The sequence below is a fragment of the Intrasporangium chromatireducens Q5-1 genome (assembly GCF_000576575.1).
Classification (GTDB): Bacteria; Actinomycetota; Actinomycetes; order Actinomycetales; family Dermatophilaceae; genus Intrasporangium_A; species Intrasporangium_A chromatireducens.
In genome coordinates, this window is sequence record NZ_AWQS01000081.1 from 1 (window position 1) to 16,568 (window position 16,568).

Here is a 16,568-nt window from a genome sequence, read left to right on the forward strand (position 1 = left end):
CGGTTCGTGGCCCTTCGTCGGTTCGTGGCCTCTCGACGGTGTGTCCGTCGAGAGGCCAGCTCCCGTCGAAAGGCCAGTCCCCGAGGGCGTCACCACGACGTATGGAGCGGGCGTCCCTCCGCGTAGCCGGCGGTGCTCTGGATGCCGACGACGGCGCGCTCGGTGAACTCCTCGAGGGTGACGGCACCGGCGTAGGTGCAGCTCGAGCGGAGGCCGGAGATGATCTCGTCGATGACGTCCTCGACGGAGGGTCGCTCGGGGTCGATGTACATCCGCGCGGCGCTGATGCCCTCCTCGAACATCGCCTTGCGGGCGCGGTCGTAGGCGGTGTCGGTCGCGGTCCGGCCCAGGACGGCGCGCGAGGAGGCCATGCCGAAGGACTCCTTGTACTGCCGCCCGTCGGGGTCGGTGTAGAGGTCGCCGGGCGACTCGAGGGTGCCGGCGAACCACGAGCCGATCATGACGTTCGAGGCGCCGGCCGCGAGGGCGAGAGCGACGTCGCGGGGGTGGCGCACCCCGCCGTCGGCCCACACGTGCTTGCCGAGCTCCCGCGCGGCGGTGGCGCACTCGAGGACGGCGGAGAACTGCGGCCGGCCCACGGCGGTCATCATGCGGGTCGTGCACATCGCGCCCGGCCCGACGCCGACCTTGACGATGTCGGCGCCCGCGTCGATGAGGTCGCGCGTGCCCTGGGCGGACACGACATTGCCCGCGACGACCGGGACGGAGGGTTCGAGGCCGCGCACGGCACGGAGTGCGTCGATCATTTTCTCCTGGTGCCCGTGCGCGGTGTCGATGACGAGCAGGTCGACGCCGGCGTCGAGCAGGCCCTTCGCCTTGGCGGCGACGTCACCGTTGATCCCGACCGCGGCGCCGACCCTCAGCCGCCCGGAGTCGTCCGTCGCCGGCTGGTAGAGCCCGGAGCGGAGGGCGCCGGCCCGGGTAAGGATCCCGGCGAGCTCGCCGGTCGGGGTCACGACGGGGGCGACCCGGCGCCGCGACTCGGAGAGGTGGTCGAACGCGTGGCGGGGGTCGATGTCGTCCGGCAGGGTGACGAGGTCGGTGAACATGACGTCGCGGACCTGGGTGTAGCGGTCGACCCCGGTCAGGTCGGACTCGGTGACGATGCCGACCGGGCGGTTGCGGTCGACGACGACCGCCGCGCCGTGGGCGCGCTTGCCGAGCAGGACGAGGGCCTCCCCGGCCGTCGTCGTCGGCGCGAGCGTGATGGGGGTGTCGTGGACGAGGTGGCGGCTCTTGACCCACGAGACGACGTCGGCGACGACATCGAGGGGGATGTCCTGCGGGATGATCGCGATGGCGCCGCGACGGGCCACCGTCTCGGCCATCCGGCGGCCGGCGATGGCCGTCATGTTCGCGACGACGAGCGGAATGGTCGTGCCGGAGCCGTCGACGGTCTGCAGGTCTACGTCGAGGCGACTCGTCACCGAGGAGCGGCTCGGCACCATGAAGACGTCGTCGTAGGTGAGGTCAAAGGTCGGCAGGAGGCCGTTGAGGAACTGCACGAACGGCAACTCTAGGCGCTGGCCGGATACTCACGCATGGTGCAGGCGCACCAGCCCGCCCAGACCTGGTCCCTGCCAAGAGCGCCTTGGGCCGGGGCGAGCAGCGTAGGCTGCCGTGGTGACGGATATGAATGAGATCCCGGTTCCCGCGCACGAGCGGGACGCCGATCGGCGTTGGCGGGACCTCATCCTGCGATACGGCGGCGAGCTCGGCCGCCTCGTGCTCGAGCACGACTGGTCGGGCAACGCTCTCGCCCCCTGGCAGCGGTGGCCCGAGAGCCTGCGTGCCGCGGTGAGCGTCTGCCTGACGTCGCGGTTCCCAATGCTCGTCTTGTGGGGACCTGAGCTGCGGGTGGTCTACAACGACGCCTACGTGCCGATCCTCGGCTCGCGCAAGCACGGGCATGCCCTCGGGGCACCGATGACACAGATCTGGCCCGAGCTGCGCGACCAGCTGCTCCCGCTCCTCGAGGACGTGATGGCCGGGGAGGGGCCGATGTGGTCCGACGACCACCTCCTGCGCCTCGACCGCAACGGCTACACCGAGGACCTCTACGTCTCCTTCTCGTACAGCCCCATCGCGGACGAGTCCGACGACGGGCGCGTCGGCGGCGTCTTCTGCACGGTCATGGAGACGACCCGCAACATCATCTACCAGCACCGGGTCGACGTCCTCACCCGTCTGGCCAGCGAGCTCGCCGACCTGCCGAACGCCACGGAGGTGTGCGCCGTTGCGGGCGACATCCTCGAGTCAAACTGGTCCGACCACCCCATCGTCGGGGTCTACGAGGTCGTCAACGGGGTGCCGATGTCGACCCGGACCCATACGCGGGACGACCGGCGGGACCTGCTGAACGAGGCCGCCCTGGAGGCCGTCACGAACGGTCGCGAGGTCACCGTCGAACTCGTCCCGACCTCACTCCACCAGGGCGAGGAGCGTGAGTCGGCCGGTGAGCCGATCTGCGCGGTCCATGCCATCCCGGTGGAGGTGCCCGGCGTGGTCGGCCCGGCCGCGGTCCTCGCCGTCGGGCAGCACGTCCAGCGCGGCTGGGACGAGACCTACCGTGGCTACCTGTCCCTCGCGGCGCTCCACCTGCGCACGGCTCTGTCAGGCCTGCACGAGCTCGAGCTGGAGCGGGAAGGTCGCAAGGCGCTGCAGGAGCTCGACGCGGAGAAGAGCCTCTTCTTCACCAACATCAGCCACGAGCTGCGCACCCCGCTCACCCTGATCCACGGCCCCGTCGACGCGCTGCTCCACGACGTCACGACGCCCGTCGAGCTGCGTGACCAGCTCACGCTCGTCGAGCGCAACATCAGCCGGCTGGCCCGCATGGTGGACGCCATGCTGGACTTCAGCCGGATTGAGGCCGGAGGTGTGCACACCGAGCTCGTGCCCGTCGACGTCGCGGACGTGACGCGGGGCCTCGCCTCAGCCTTCGACTCGGCCTTCTCGAGCGCTGGGCTCGACTTCACGGTGACGTGCGAGGACCTGTCGCGCTCAGCGCTGCTCGACCACGCGATGTACGAGCGGATCGTGCTCAACCTGCTGTCGAACGCCCTGAAGTACACGCCCGAGGGGTCCGTCTCCATCACCTTGACGGACTACCTGGACTACTTCGAGGTCGCCGTCGCCGACACCGGCGTCGGCATCTCCCCCGCCGACCAGGAGCGCATCTTCGGGCGGTTCGAGCAGCTGCCGAAGCACCCGCGGGCCCGTGCACACGAAGGGGCCGGTATCGGCCTCGCAATGGTCAAGCAGCTGACCGAGCTGCTCGGTGGCTCCGTGCGCGTCGAGTCAGAGCCCGACGTCGGCAGCACCTTCACGGTGGCCCTCCCCTACGTCCCCACGAGCGGGGTCGCCGCCCAAGCGGCGCTCGAACTCCAGGCGCGCGAGGCGAATGCCCGAGAGCAGCAGGCGAGGCGAACGACCGTCAGCCGGCGCGACGCGCCCTCGTTCCTCGCCGAGACGACGACGTGGCGCGGTCTCGCCGCCGCAGAGATCCAGCGCCGCGACGCCTGCCGGGCGGCGGAGTCCGCTCCCCGGGTGGTCGTGGCCGACGACAACGCCGACATGCGCTCCTACCTCGCAGGGGTGCTCACCGACTATGCCGTCGAGGTGGTGCCCGACGGGCTGAGCGCGCTCGAAAGCTGTATGCGAGAGACACCCGACATCGTCGTGGCCGACGTCATGATGCCCGGCCTCGACGGGTTCGCCCTCGTCAAGGAGCTACGGGCCGACCCACGCACGGCGAACGTGCCGATCGTCCTGCTGTCGGCCCGCGCCGGCGAGGACGCGACGGCGGCCGGCCTGGAGTACGGCGCCGACGACTACGTCGTCAAGCCGTTCTCGGTGTCGGAGCTGCGGGCCCGGATCGCGAGCAACCTCGAGCGAGCCCGGTCGCGCAGCCGCGACGCCGCCTGGCGGCGAGCCGTCATGACGACGTTCCAGGACCCGCTCCTGATCGCCGACCTCAACGGGGTGGTGCTCGAGGTCAACGACGCGTTCACCGAGCTGCTCGGCTGGGACCTGTCCGACGGGCCGATCGAGCTGCCCTATCCCTGGTCCCCCGGCGCCCAGACGGTGACCGAGAGCCTCACCCAGTTCGCCCAGACGGTGGAGCAGTTCCAGCGCGGCGACCTGCTCGGCGCCGAGGTCGAGCTTGTCACCAAGGCGGGCCGACGGGTCTGGGTCAGCACCGCGGCCCGCCAGGTGGACGGCGGCACCGAGAACCCGCCGCTCCTCGTCGTCACCCTGCGTGACGTGACGCGCGAACACGAGGGCCGGACCCGTCGCGAGGCCGCGGCGCGGCTCAGCGCCGACTTCGGCACGGCCGAGGATCTCGAGCAGGTGCTCATGGCCGCCGTCGCCGGGTTCAGCGAGCTGTTCGACGGTGACTCGACGGTGCGCGCCCTCGCGGGGGCGCACGACGTCGTCTTCACGGCAGGCGGCCCCGTCGGGGCGGAGGACCTGCCCGAGCAGACGGCCGAGGGGCTGGGCGGTGACCCGGCGGCCGCGCCGCTCGACGGGCCGGTGCCGGGCATCCTCATCGCCCCGAAGAGCGACTCGGCGGAGTGCCGCGCCTGGGTCCAGTTCCCCGCCCCTCGACCGGTGGCCGCGGACGAGCGGATCGTCGGCGACCTGCTCGCCCAGGCGTTCTCGCTCGCCGTCGACCGCGTCGTGGCCGTGAGCAAGTTCGCCAACCGCGAGGCCAACCTGCAGATCGCGGTCGAGAGCCAGCGGCACATCGGCCAGGCCGTCGGCATCCTCGTCGAGCGGCACCGGATCACGCCGGCGGAGGCATTCCTGCGGCTGAAACGGGCGAGTCAGGACCGCAACATCAAGCTGCGCGAGGTCGCCTCCCGGGTCATCGAGACCGGTGCGGAGCCGTCCGAGGCCGAGTGACAAGCGAGCGTATGCCGCTGAGCCAGCTCAGCGGCATACGTCGCCTTCTCGTGGGGTCCCCGTGCGGGCCGGCGCTCAGTGCGCGTCATGCAGCTCGCCGAGCAGGAGGGTCAGGTCCACACCGGGCTCGGCGACGAGCAGCGGCAGGACGAGGTCGTTCTCCTTGTCGGCGTGGCCACGGAAGACGCGGAGGATCGCGCCCGCCCAAGCCGCCGCGGCCGGCTGGCTCGTGGCGGCCTCGAGCTCGCCGACGAGCTCGAAGATGAGGCGGTGCTCCGCGACCATCGACTGGATGAGCAGCCGGCCCTGCACGGTGTCGGCCGCCGCGCGGTAGAGCGTCGCCTCCTCACCCGCGGCGTGCGGCGCGAGCTGGGTGTGCAGCCAAGTCGTGAGAGCCCTTCGCGCCTCGTCGGGGCCGCGGACTGTGTCGAGGGCGCCGACGAGGCCCTCGAGCTCCGCGACGAGGTGGCGGTGGTGCTCGCGGACCCGGTCGGCCGACTCGGCGTCGGTGGTGATCGTGTGGATGCTCATGATGCTCTCCCTTTCTCGCGGCGGTGGTTCGCCGCTGCACCTCCATTAGGCCAACGTGGCCGCCGGGTGGCCTTGACGGGCATCAAGGGGGTGTGGCCGCGCGGACGCTCGCGTCAGCGGTGGAGGGCAGACTCTTGACGAGCCAGAGTTGCGGAGTAATGCTGATTACATGATTACGAAGGAAGCGTGGGAGCGAGTCCGGGGCTGGTTCACCGGACGGCTGCCCGAGGCGTGGCGCGTCGCGCCACCCGAGATCACCATCGACCGCGACGAGATCACGGTCGTGCTCACCATCGAGGACGTCGACCTGCCCGACGGCTCGAGCGACGCCGAGCGGGCCGAGGCACGGGCCGGTCGCGCCAAGGCGTTCCGCGAGGACACCCGCGACCACCGGATCCGGATCGCCCGCGAGGCGGAGCACCGGTTCGACCGCAAGGTCTCCTGGGCGGTCCGGGTCGGCGACCGGACCGAGCTGTTCACCCATGTCGCGGCGCCGACGATGACGCGGCTGCGCCAGCCCGAACGGCTCGTCCTTGACACCCTCGTCGACGCGGGCGTGGCTCGGTCTCGGGCCGATGCCCTCGCGTGGTGCGTCCGGCTCGTCCGCCAGCACGAGGGCGACTGGCTCGGCGAGCTGCGCGACGCGATGGAACACGTCGCCGATGTGCGCGACCGCGGCCCGGCCGCCTGACCGCGTCGACCGGTCACTTTCACCCCGTCGACCGGTCACTATCCGCGCCTCGACCGGACTCCTTCGCCCCGTCGACCGGTCATCTCCCGGCTGCGGAGAGGCCGCCGTGGAGTTCCCTGCCGGACGATTTGAGGAGAGGGCCAGTGGGTCCGCTATAGTTCCTCACGTTGTTCCCGGCCAGGTAGCTCAGTTGGTACGAGCGTCCGACTGAAAATCGGAAGGTCGGCGGTTCGACCCCGCCCCTGGCCACCACCCGAAACCGCAGGTCAACCGCCTCTGACCTGCGGTTTTGCATATCTGTTCGAGCGTTCGCTTCGACGTCGAAATGACCGTCAGAGGCCCCTCTGGACCCTGTTTTGCCGCAGTTGGTTGCACGACTCGTTGCACGAAAGCTCGACGTCAAGATTCTTGACGCGGCAGGTGCAGAGTTGCTTGGGCGGCGGGGATCTTGCTCCTGACGAGGGGCCGCGTTCGGTAGACGTCGTTGGACGTGAACACCGCGATGGTGACGGCCGTCGAGCACGGAGTTAAGACGCAGGCGCGACCAGATCGTCTCGGCGAGCATCGGGCGACGGCGAAACCCATATGGCTAAAGAGCGTGTTGCACGAACCTCGGGCGTGCGTGAGGGGTGTCGGTCGGTGACCTGGGTGGGTCGGGGCGGCAGGATGACAGACCGTGGGGTACAACTTCGTGGCTGAGGATCAGGACCAGTTCTTCTTGTTGCCGCCGTCGCTGATGGAGTGGTTGCCGGAGGATGATCTGGCCTTCTTCGTGATGGACGCGGTCGAGGAGATGGACCTGAGCGGGTTCTATGCCGGGTACCGGGCGGACGGGTGGGGTGGCGCTGCGCGGCATCCCAAGACGATGGTCGCGTTGTTGCTGTACGCGTACTGCACCGGCGTGGTGTCCTCCCGCAAGATCGAGCGGGCCTGTTACGTGGATGTCGCGTTCCGGGTGGTGTGCGCCAACCTGCCTCCGGATCACACCACGATCGCGCGGTTCCGGGCTCGTCACGAGCAGGCGCTCAAGTCGCTGTTCACCGCCTCGCTGCGGCTGTGTGCCAGGGCGGGGATGACCAGTGTCGGGCTGGTCGCGCTCGACGGGACGAAGATGGCCGCCCCGGCGTCGCTGGCCCGCAACCGGTCCAAGGACAGCCTCGACCGGGCGGTGGAGGAGCTGTTCGCTGCTGCGGAGGCGGCCGATGCGGCCGAGGATGCCCAGCATGGCGTGGACCGGGGGGATGAGCCGCCCGCGGTGCTGCGGGGCCGGGCCGACCGGCGACGCCGGTTCAAGGCCGCCAAGCAGAAGCTCGACGCCGAGCTCGAGGCGCAACTGAAGGCGCACGAGGACCATTTGGCGGCGCGTGCCGCCGCGGAGGCCGAGCGCGGGTCGAAGCTGCGCGGGCGCAAACCGAAGGCCCCGCAGGAGCGGGCCCGGCACAAGCCGAAGAAGGTCAACACCACCGACCCGGAGTCCGGGGTGATGTCGACGGCGAACGGGTTCGTGCAGGGCTACAACGCGCAGGCGGCCGCGAACGAGGAGCAGGTCGTGCTGTCTGCCGAGGTCACCGACGAGCACAACGACTGCACCCAGCTGCACCCGATGATCACCGCCACCCACGCCTCCTTGGGCGCGGCCGGCATCGCCGAGCGGCCCGAGAAGTTGCTGGCCGATGCCGGCTACGCCAGCGAGGAGAACTTCGCCGCCCTGGGCGAGCAGGACCCCGACTGCTACATCGCGACAAGGAACATGAAGAAGAACCCGGCGCCGCGGACCGGGCGGCGCGGGCCGCTGAAGAAGGACGCCACCCTGCTCGAGCGGATGGACCGGAAGGTCTCGACCAAGAACGGCAACGCCATCTACCGGCACCGGCAACGGATCATCGAGCCGGTCTTCGGACAGATCAAAGGCGCCCGCGGCATCCGCAGGTTCAGCCGACGAGGTAAGGCCGCCGCCGACGCGGAGTGGAAACTCATCTGCGGTACCCACAACCTGCTCAAGCTCTACCGGCGCGTCCTGACCGACCCCACCCTCGCGCCCTACAGCCGGATCGGAGCCGCGGCCGCCGCCTAACAGGCCCCCCGGGGCACTTCCATCGCGCCTCGTGGCGCCCCCTACGCGGCCCAGGGGATCCTCCAGGCCGAGTCAGGTCACAACGACCCCACTCCCGATCAGCGCTACTGGGCCGGCCTGCGTGGCTGCGCCGGTCAACCGAACGGCCCTGATCAAGTCCCCATACGTTCGCGCAACACGCTCTAAAGTGGCTCAAAATGGGCTCAATGGGGGAGATCGGCACGTGACAGCAGAACAGTCGGGCAGGACTACCGAACCGCTCGATGATCCGGTCCTCAACGGACCATACGACGCTCCGACGCGCTTCTTTGAGATTGGTCCGGAGGGGCCGACCGGGCGCATCATCGACGGCCGCAGGCCCAGCGAGTCATTCATCCCGGTTCCGGCAGTCCGCAAGGGCCGCGGCAAGGCCAGCAAGTTAAGCCCCGATGATTCCGAACAGCTCTCTCTCCTGCTCACCCACGAGCAGATCCAACGCAACACCCTGATCAACGGCCTACGCCATGACCTCGAAATCTGGCGGGCAAGTGACTACCGGGGCGCCACCGCTACCAGCACCAAACTCCTGCACCACTGGGCCGACTCGCACCGCGACAACAGGATCCTGTTCGCCCAGCGCGAGGCGGCCGAGACGGCGATCTTCCTGGCCGAGGTCAGCGGCCGAGTCGCTGGCTTCAGGGACTGGCGGCCCGACCTCGAGGAGCAGAACGCCGAGCACAACGCCGGCCTCCCCCGTGTCGCGCTCAAGATGGCCACAGGTTCTGGCAAAACCGTGGTCATGGCGATGCTCATCGCCTGGCAGACCCTCAACAAGATCACCGGCGCGCGTGGCAACAGCCGCTACGCAAAGCGGTTCCTCATCATCACTCCCGGCATTACCATTCGCGACCGGCTGCGCGTGCTGCAGCCGAACGACCCGGAGAACTACTACGACAAGCGGGGTCTCGTCCCACCGGACTTGCGCGGCCTGCTCGGCAAGGCCCAGATCCTCGTCACCAACTACCACGCGTTCCTGCTCAAAGACGCCAAGGAGATCGAAGGCGTCTCGCGCACGACCCGCCAGATCCTCCTCGCGGGCCGCAAGGACGACCCGTTCAAGGAGACCGAGGACGCGATGGTGTCGCGGGTACTGCGTGGCTGGGGCGTTGGCAGCGGCAAGCGGCAGAGCGACATCATCGTCATCAACGACGAGGCCCACCACTGCTACATGGACAAGCCCATCACCGTCGAGGCCGAGGAGGCCGGCGTCGAGAAGGGCGCCAAGGAAGACGCCGACCGCAACATCGACGCCCGGGTCTGGTTCAAGGGCATCCAGGCCATCGCCCGCAAGGTCGGTGTCAAGTCCGTCTACGACCTGTCCGCCACCCCGTTCTACCTGGCCGGTTCCGGCTACAAGGAAGGCTTCATCTTCCCGTGGACGGTCAGCGACTTCTCCCTGATGGACGCCATCGAGTGCGGCATCGTCAAGGTCCCCCGCATCCCGGTGGATGACAACGCCGATATCGACACCGTCACCTTCCTCAACCTTTGGGACCTGATCGACAAGCAGCTGCCCAAGCGGGCCCGCGCCGACACCGACATCTCGAACTGGACCCCGCCGGCCGAGCTCGAGGCTGCACTGTTCAGCCTCTACCGGTCCTACGAACGCGCCTACGACAACTGGACCCGCACCCTCGCCCCGCTCGACGAGCCCCCGCCCGTATTCATCGTCGTCTGCCCCAACACTGCCGTTTCCAAGCTCGTCTACGACTGGATCGCCGGCGGCGAGCTCAGCCGGGAAGATGGCTCCCCAGTCCTGGTCGACGGCAAGTTGGCGCTGTTCAGCAACACGGATGGCGACCGGCTCCGCCCCAAGCCGCACACCATCCTCGTCGACTCCGCCCAACTGGAGTCTGGCGAGGCCATGAAGAAGGAGTTCAAGGACGCAGCTGCCGCCGAGATCGACGCCTTCAAGGCCGAGTACCGCCTGCGTAACCCCGGTGCCGACGTTGACAGCCTCACTGACGAGGACCTCCTGCGCGAGGTGATGAACACGGTCGGCAAGAAGGGCCGGCTCGGTGAGGGCATCCGCTGCGTGGTGTCGGTCGCGATGCTCACCGAAGGGTGGGACGCCAACACCGTCACCCACATCCTCGGCATCCGGGCGTTCCGCTCCCAGCTTCTGTGCGAGCAGGTCGTTGGCCGCGGGCTGCGCCGACGCTCGTATGCCGTGAACGACGAGGGCCGATTCGACGCCGAGTACGCCAACGTCTACGGGGTGCCCTTCGCATTCATTCCCAACGACAAACCGCTCGCGGAGCCGAAGCCGCCCAAGCCTGTCACTCTCGTCCAGACGGTCGCAGGGCGCGAGCACCTGCGGATCACCTTCCCCAAGCTAGACGGCTACCGCATCGAAGTCCCAGATGAACTGCTCTACCTCCCCGACAACCTCGAGCCGTTCGTCATCGGACCTGGCACCGTTCCCACCTGGACCGAGGCCGCACCCATCGTCGGCGCCGAGGAACTCGTCCAGGACGACCCAGCCAGCATGCGCGCACAGGCCATCGCCTACCGTTTGGCCACCCGTCTCGTCCGGACCCACTTCGCGCTCGGCGACATCGTTGACGAGACCGGAGTCAGGGCCGAGCCTCGCCCTTGGCTCTTCCCCAACCTCGTCACTCTCTGCCGCGGGTGGCTCGAACAGGCCGTTGACGTCGCGCCTGGCTTCCACCTCGGGTACATCAGCAAGTACGCCCTGTGGGAGGCCAAAGCCGCCGATGCCGTGTACGCCGCCATTACACGTGTCGAGGGCGATCGTCGCCCCCGCCTTCGCCCGATGCTTCGCCGTTACGATCCTGTCGGGACCACCGGGAAGGTCTCATTCCCAACCCGCAAGGTCGCCCTCCCCAGCGACCCCACCCGGTCCGAGGTCAGCCACGTCGTCCTGGACGGGCCTGATGGCAACACGTGGGAGCAACTTCTCATGGCCTACGCCGAGCACAGTCCCCATGTCGCCGCATACGTCAAGAACGACCACCTCGGCTTCACCATCCCCTACCTTCACGAGGGGCGCAGCCACGACTACGTGCCCGACTTCCTTCTGCGCCTCAAACGTCAACCCGTCGACGAGGTGGACCGAGTCCTGATCGTCGAGGTCTCCGGCGGGCAGAAGAGCGCGCACTCCCCCGGTTCGGTCAAGACCAAGGCCGCCACGGCCCGCAACTCGTGGTGTCCGGCTGTGAACAACCACGGCGGCTTCGGCCGCTGGGGCTACACCGAGATCACCGACCCCACCCTCATGACGCCCAACCTCGACGCCGCGATCGCCTCGCTATACGCCGACGAGGCAATCATCGGCGACGCCGACCTTCTTGACCTCCAGGAGACCCGCCGTGGCGCGCACGCCTGACCCCGATCTGCACCACATCACCAAGAGCGACGGCGGCGGGACGGGCTGGGTCAACTACAGCAACGGCGCCAGCACGTATGCCATCGGGCAGGCAAACGGGTCCTGGAACGTCGCCGACCACACGGGCAAGATCATCCACAAGACGGGGCAAAAACGCGACGCGCTGCTCTGGCTCGACGCCCACGCCGCCGCCGTGAGCGGCGACGGAGATCCATTCACGCCGTCGGTCGGCACGCAGATAGGCGACGTGGCAACGGCACCGACCATGGCCCGCAAGCCCGCAGCCAAGAGGCGACGAGCCTCCGCTGTCAGGCCGACCGGTCCAGTGCCGATCACCGCTATCAACCACGGCGACAAGCGGACGAACCTGCCCACCGCCGACGCGCAAGAGTTCATCACACCCGAGGTCGAGCGTGCCCGTCACCTCATCGTCGACCGCGACCCCACCCTCGACCCGCAGCTCGTTTGGCGCGGCAAGTACGGTGACGAGACCGCGGCCGCCATCGAAGGTGCCAGCGAGCTCGTCGCCGACGCACCGCCCATCTACATTCAGGAGAAGATCGACCCTCGGGTCCTCGTCGAGAACCTGCGGAAGACAGCCAAGGCACACGAGTCCGAGCCGGAATTCACCCTCTTCGACACCTTCGACGGGCTCGACGAACTGGACCTCGTCGACTTTTACCACCACGACGCCAATTGGTCGAACCGCATGATCCTGGGAGACTCCCTCCAGGTCTTGGCCTCGCTGGGCGAACGAGAAGACCTTCGCGGCAAGGTCCAGATGATCTACATCGACCCGCCCTACGGCATCAAGTTCGGCTCCAACTGGCAGGCCTCGGCGCGCAAGCGTGACGTCAAGGACGGCAAGCTAGAGGATGCCGCACGCGATGCGGAACAGATCAAGGCCTTCCGCGACACGTGGGAGCTGGGCATCCACTCTTACCTGTCCTACTTGCGCGACAGGCTCCTCGCTGCACGCGATCTCCTGACGGAAAGCGGCAGCTGCTTCGTCCAGATCGGCGACGAGAACGTCCACCTCGTTCGGTCCCTCATGGACGAAGTTTTTGGCGCAGACAACTTCTGTTCGATGATCTCGTTCAAGACCACAAGCGGGGCGGGAAGTTTCGCGGGCGGGACCAACGTCTTGCCGGCGGTAAACAACTTCGTCATCTGGTACGCGAAAGCGATGAATCAGGTCAAATATCGAACGCTGTACCAGTTCAAGTCATACACCGAGCAGGGCACGGCCTATACGAATGTCGAGCTCGCCGATGGCACAAGGAGGAGGCTGACCCAGGACGAGCAGACGGGCCGCCAACCGCCGCCTGGCCGGGTATTCAGGCGTGATCAAACAACGTCGCAGACGACCCGTGTCGGGCAGACGACAGTCTTTCCCGTGACGATCGCCGAGGGGACGTTTCGGCCACAGAAGGGCGGCTGGAAGACCAACGTGCAGGGCATGGAGCGGCTAAAGAATGCAGGTCGACTCACCGGGGCAATGAACACCCTCTACTACATCCGATACTTCGACGATTTCCCCGTCCTGAGCTATACGAACTTCTGGGACGACACCACCACGGCCGGGTTCGGAGATCCGAAGATATACGTTGTGCAGACCAATACCAAGGTCATTGAGCGCTGCATATTGATGTGCACGGATCCAGGCGACCTTGTGCTTGATCCGACCTGTGGATCGGGCACCACTGCCTACGTCGCTGAGCACTGGGGGCGGCGGTGGATCACGATCGACACCTCGCGTGTGGCTCTTGCCCTCGCCCGGCAACGAATCATGGGGGCGAGGTACCCCTTCTACCTTCTGGCGGACTCGGACAAGGGGCGGGCCAAGGCATCTGAGGCCTCCGAAACGGCCCTACCACCCGTACGGACGACGAACGACATCCGGCACGGTTTCGTGTACGAGCGCGTCCAGCACATCACCCTCAAGTCGATCGCCAACAACCCCGACATCCATGAGGGCATGAGCCGCGACGAGATCGACGCCGCCATCAAGAAGCACGCGGACTTCGAGCTCCTCTATGACCGACCCTATGAGGACAAGTCGACGGTGCGGGTTGCGGGACCATTCACCGTCGAGAGCCTCAGCCCGCACCGGTCCCTCGCCTTCGCCGGCGGGCCGGACCCGGCCAACCGCGAATCGATCAGCGAGCAGGAGGGCGCCGAGCAGCCGGACGCGCCGAGCTTCGAGCAATCGATCCTCGACAACCTTGCCAAGGCCGGCGTGCAGAACGGGCGACGCGGAGAGCGGATCGAGTTCGATTCTGTGGACCCCTATGCGGGAACCTACATCCAGGCCGTAGGCACCCGGCGGGCGGACAGCGGGAGCGAACCCAGCGGCATACCGCTGCGTGTTGGCATCGCGATCGGACCGCAGTATGGCACGGTGAGCCAGCGATTCGCCCGGGACGCGGTCAAGGAGGCGATCGAGGCCAAGGACATCGACCTACTGTGCGTCCTCGGGTTCGCGTTCGACGCGACCACCGGCGAGGTGACCGAACAGGATGGAGTCACCGTGGACACCTCGAGCGACGGCTTCGCCCAGGTCGAGGGCGAGCGATCTTTTGGGAGGATCAAGCTGCTGTTCGTGCGCATGAACGTGGACCTGCTCATGGGTCAGGACCTGAAGAAGACCGGGGCCGGCAACCTCTTCACCGTGTTCGGTGAGCCGGACATCTCGGTGAGGGCTGACGCTGGCGACGGCGACGAGGTGGTCGTCGAGTTGCACGGCGTCGACGTGTACGACCCGACAACCGGGGAGGTGCGCTCCAACGACACCGGACAGATCGCCTTGTGGATGATCGACACGAACTACAACGGCGACTCATTCTTCGTGCGGCACTGCTACTTCACCGGCGGCGGGGACCCGTACAAGCGGCTCAAGACCGCGCTCAAGGCGGAGATCGACGCAGCTGCCTGGGCATCCCTCAACTCGACCGTGTCCCGACCATTCCAGCGCCCGGAGTCGGGCCATATCGCGGTGAAGGTCATCAACGACTACGGCGATGAGGTCATGAAAGTGTTCAAGATTGCGCCGTCAAACCCGGGCGGCGGCCAGTGAGTGCCTACGCTGACCGCTACGACGACTCTCCGTTCACCGCAGGGCAGATCGATACGCCACTCGCTGGTAGGGAGGTTGTTGCGGCTGGGATCGAGGACGATCCCTCACTTGTTCTGGCCCGGCTCGCCAATGGAGAATACGATCAAGCGCCGGTGACACGAGGCGAGCGCACGATCGGTTGGGTGCGCACAACGGACCTGGAGGCCGGATCGACGGTCGAGTCCGCCATGACCCCTCTGAGTGAGACGCGCATCGTAGCCGCATCGGCGCCGATGTCGCAGGTGCTGTCTCTCCTCGACGAAGGCTTCGTGTTCACTGTGCGGGGTGAGGGGTTGAGTGGCTTCATCACGCCCAGTGACCTGGAGAGGCACGCGGCCAGGGCGCACTTCTATCTCCTCGTCGCGGAGATCGAGATGCAGTTGTCCAGCCTTGTTCACCATCAGGCACCTGAGTCCGCGATCATCGCCAAGATCGAGCGCAGGACTGAGAGCCAGGAGCGCTGGGAAGCAGCGAAGGCTGCGAATCGCGATTCGCGTCCAGTCGAGTACCTCTACCTCTCCGATCTCAAGCGCTTGTTCCTGCGCCACGTTGACAGCTTGCCGGACCACGCCGCGAGAGAGACCCTCGACGATGTCGTCAAGTTGCGGACGCACGTCATGCACCCAACCAAGCCGATGCTCGGTGAATCAGGCCCTTCCGAACTCGCTCGACTCGACCTTGAGATCCGCGCCTTGCGCGATCATCTGGGGACGCTCATCTCGGAGCAGGTCAGCACAAACCTCGTTCCGTAAATGGCCCGCGTAAGCCGAGCGGCTGGGCTCGGGTAGTAGCACCGACCAAATCACCAAAGCTTTCGCAGGCGCGCCCCAGTCCAAGTCCAGGGCCAGGCTGCCCCGAGTACCCATGACGTTGCAGGGTCCATGTGCTTGTGGAGGAAAGCCATCGATCTTTGGGTCACGGTTCCAAGTGGGGTCGGCTCAGGCTCAGTTGGGCCGCCCACTGCAGTGGACGTCCGCTCTGTTGGTCGCGGCGACGGGCCTCAAGGATGGCTTCGCCTTCCGCGAAGAGACGCGCCGGGTTACTCGCCGTTGTGGCTCCCTTATCACGCTGCTCGTGGGCGGAGACATCTGCACCCGAGCGGGCCAGAACGGTGTGGAGGACCTCGAGTGGCTCTACCGCCTCGACCGAGTCCGGGTCGTGATGCGCAGTGGCCGGGTCGGGTTCGTACGTGCTGTCGACGTAGAGCATGTTGGTCTCGCGGCCGCGGGTGGCCATGACGTAGAGCGGTTCCCGCATCGTGGTTGGACTCACGTAGGCGTGGGCGGTGTCGACGGTTCGGCCCTGGGCGCGGTGGGCAGTGGTCGCGTAGCCCAGCTCGACGTGCTCGGCTACATATTGGGCCGGAAGGGTGGCGGTGGCGCCGCCGATTGGACGTCTCACGACGACGGAGCCCTCGTCACCGACTCGGGTGACGAGCCATTGGTCGCCGTTCTTCACCCATGCCGCGGAAGCCACGGAAGCGGTATCCGCCACAATGTCGCGCTGGTTGAGACGCGTCACGACGAGGTCACCCACGCCGGCGTTTGTGCCGTCGGCGAGGGTCACACCATCGGCAGCGACTTCCCCTGCCGCGATGCGGTCGTTCCTGGCTCGGGTGTTGAGGTCGGTGACGGTTTGCGCGTCGGCGGCGACCATGAGGGAGCGACGACCGGCCTTCATGTCGGCCCGCCACGCCTTGTACAACTGATCCAGGATGGTCTCCCGGTGGCCGCCGGTGACGCGTCCGTGTCGCGCGTAGGTTTCCGCGGCGCTGCGTCGTCCATCGCGCAGTTTGAGGGAGGCCTCGCGTTCCCATTCGTGCCGGAAGCGGCGCACGTCG

At 67.5% G+C, this 16,568-nt stretch carries 8 protein-coding genes, 1 tRNA gene and 1 pseudogene; 7 read left to right on the plus strand and 3 right to left on the minus strand.

The window, feature by feature from the left end:
- Window positions 1-89: 89 nt before the first annotated feature.
- Window positions 90-1,526 carry a GuaB1 family IMP dehydrogenase-related protein gene (locus N864_RS11180; RefSeq protein ID WP_034716598.1) on the minus strand — a complete coding sequence of 479 codons (1,437 nt, stop codon included), beginning with the start codon at window positions 1,524-1,526 and terminating at the stop codon, window positions 90-92.
- Window positions 1,527-1,653: 127 nt separating this feature from the next.
- Between N864_RS11180 and N864_RS11185 the strand changes: the two genes are divergently transcribed.
- On the plus strand, window positions 1,654-4,929 hold the full coding sequence (locus N864_RS11185) for an ATP-binding protein (RefSeq protein WP_051518469.1): 3,276 nt from the start codon (window positions 1,654-1,656) through the stop codon (window positions 4,927-4,929).
- A 75-nt stretch (window positions 4,930-5,004) separates the two neighbouring features.
- Here the strand turns inward: N864_RS11185 and N864_RS11190 are convergent, their stop codons facing one another.
- On the minus strand, window positions 5,005-5,460 hold the full coding sequence (locus N864_RS11190) for a hemerythrin domain-containing protein (RefSeq protein WP_051518470.1): 456 nt from the start codon (window positions 5,458-5,460) through the stop codon (window positions 5,005-5,007).
- Between the two features lie 169 nt (window positions 5,461-5,629).
- On the opposite strand from N864_RS11190, the gene N864_RS11195 reads away from it, so the two are divergent.
- From N864_RS11195 to N864_RS11220, 6 genes are all read left to right on the plus strand, one after another.
- Entirely contained in the window at window positions 5,630-6,151 is a 522-nt protein-coding gene (locus tag N864_RS11195; protein WP_034716590.1) for a hypothetical protein, read from the plus strand.
- Between the two features lie 175 nt (window positions 6,152-6,326).
- Window positions 6,327-6,403 (plus strand) — tRNA-Phe (locus tag N864_RS11200).
- Window positions 6,404-6,842: 439 nt separating this feature from the next.
- Window positions 6,843-8,225: a transposase gene (locus N864_RS11205; protein ID WP_205620920.1), complete on the plus strand. Its 1,383-nt coding sequence runs from the start codon at window positions 6,843-6,845 to the stop codon at window positions 8,223-8,225.
- 223 nt (window positions 8,226-8,448) lie between these two features.
- A complete protein-coding gene (locus tag N864_RS11210; protein WP_034716594.1) occupies window positions 8,449-11,613 on the plus strand; it encodes a BPTD_3080 family restriction endonuclease in 3,165 nt (1,054 codons plus the stop codon).
- Window positions 11,597-14,689: a site-specific DNA-methyltransferase gene (locus N864_RS11215; protein WP_240474296.1), complete on the plus strand. Its 3,093-nt coding sequence runs from the start codon at window positions 11,597-11,599 to the stop codon at window positions 14,687-14,689. Before N864_RS11210 ends, N864_RS11215 begins: the two co-directional genes overlap by 17 nt.
- Window positions 14,686-15,480 (plus strand): hypothetical protein, encoded by a 795-nt coding sequence (locus N864_RS11220; RefSeq protein WP_155892904.1) that lies wholly within the window; start codon window positions 14,686-14,688, stop codon window positions 15,478-15,480. The genes N864_RS11215 and N864_RS11220 overlap by 4 nt, the downstream gene beginning before the upstream one ends.
- Window positions 15,481-15,643: 163 nt before the next feature.
- Here N864_RS11220 and N864_RS25065 read toward each other — a convergent pair.
- Window positions 15,644-16,568 (minus strand): annotated as a pseudogene (locus N864_RS25065) (MobF family relaxase); the annotation flags it as partial.

Coding starts and splice junctions, on each gene's coding strand:
- N864_RS11195 (WP_034716590.1), top strand. CDS start 5,630: ATGATTACGAAGGAAGCGTGGGAGCGAGTCCGGGGCTGGTTCACCGGA.
- N864_RS11190 (WP_051518470.1), bottom strand. CDS start 5,460: ATGAGCATCCACACGATCACCACCGACGCCGAGTCGGCCGACCGGGTC.
- N864_RS11185 (WP_051518469.1), top strand. CDS start 1,654: ATGAATGAGATCCCGGTTCCCGCGCACGAGCGGGACGCCGATCGGCGT.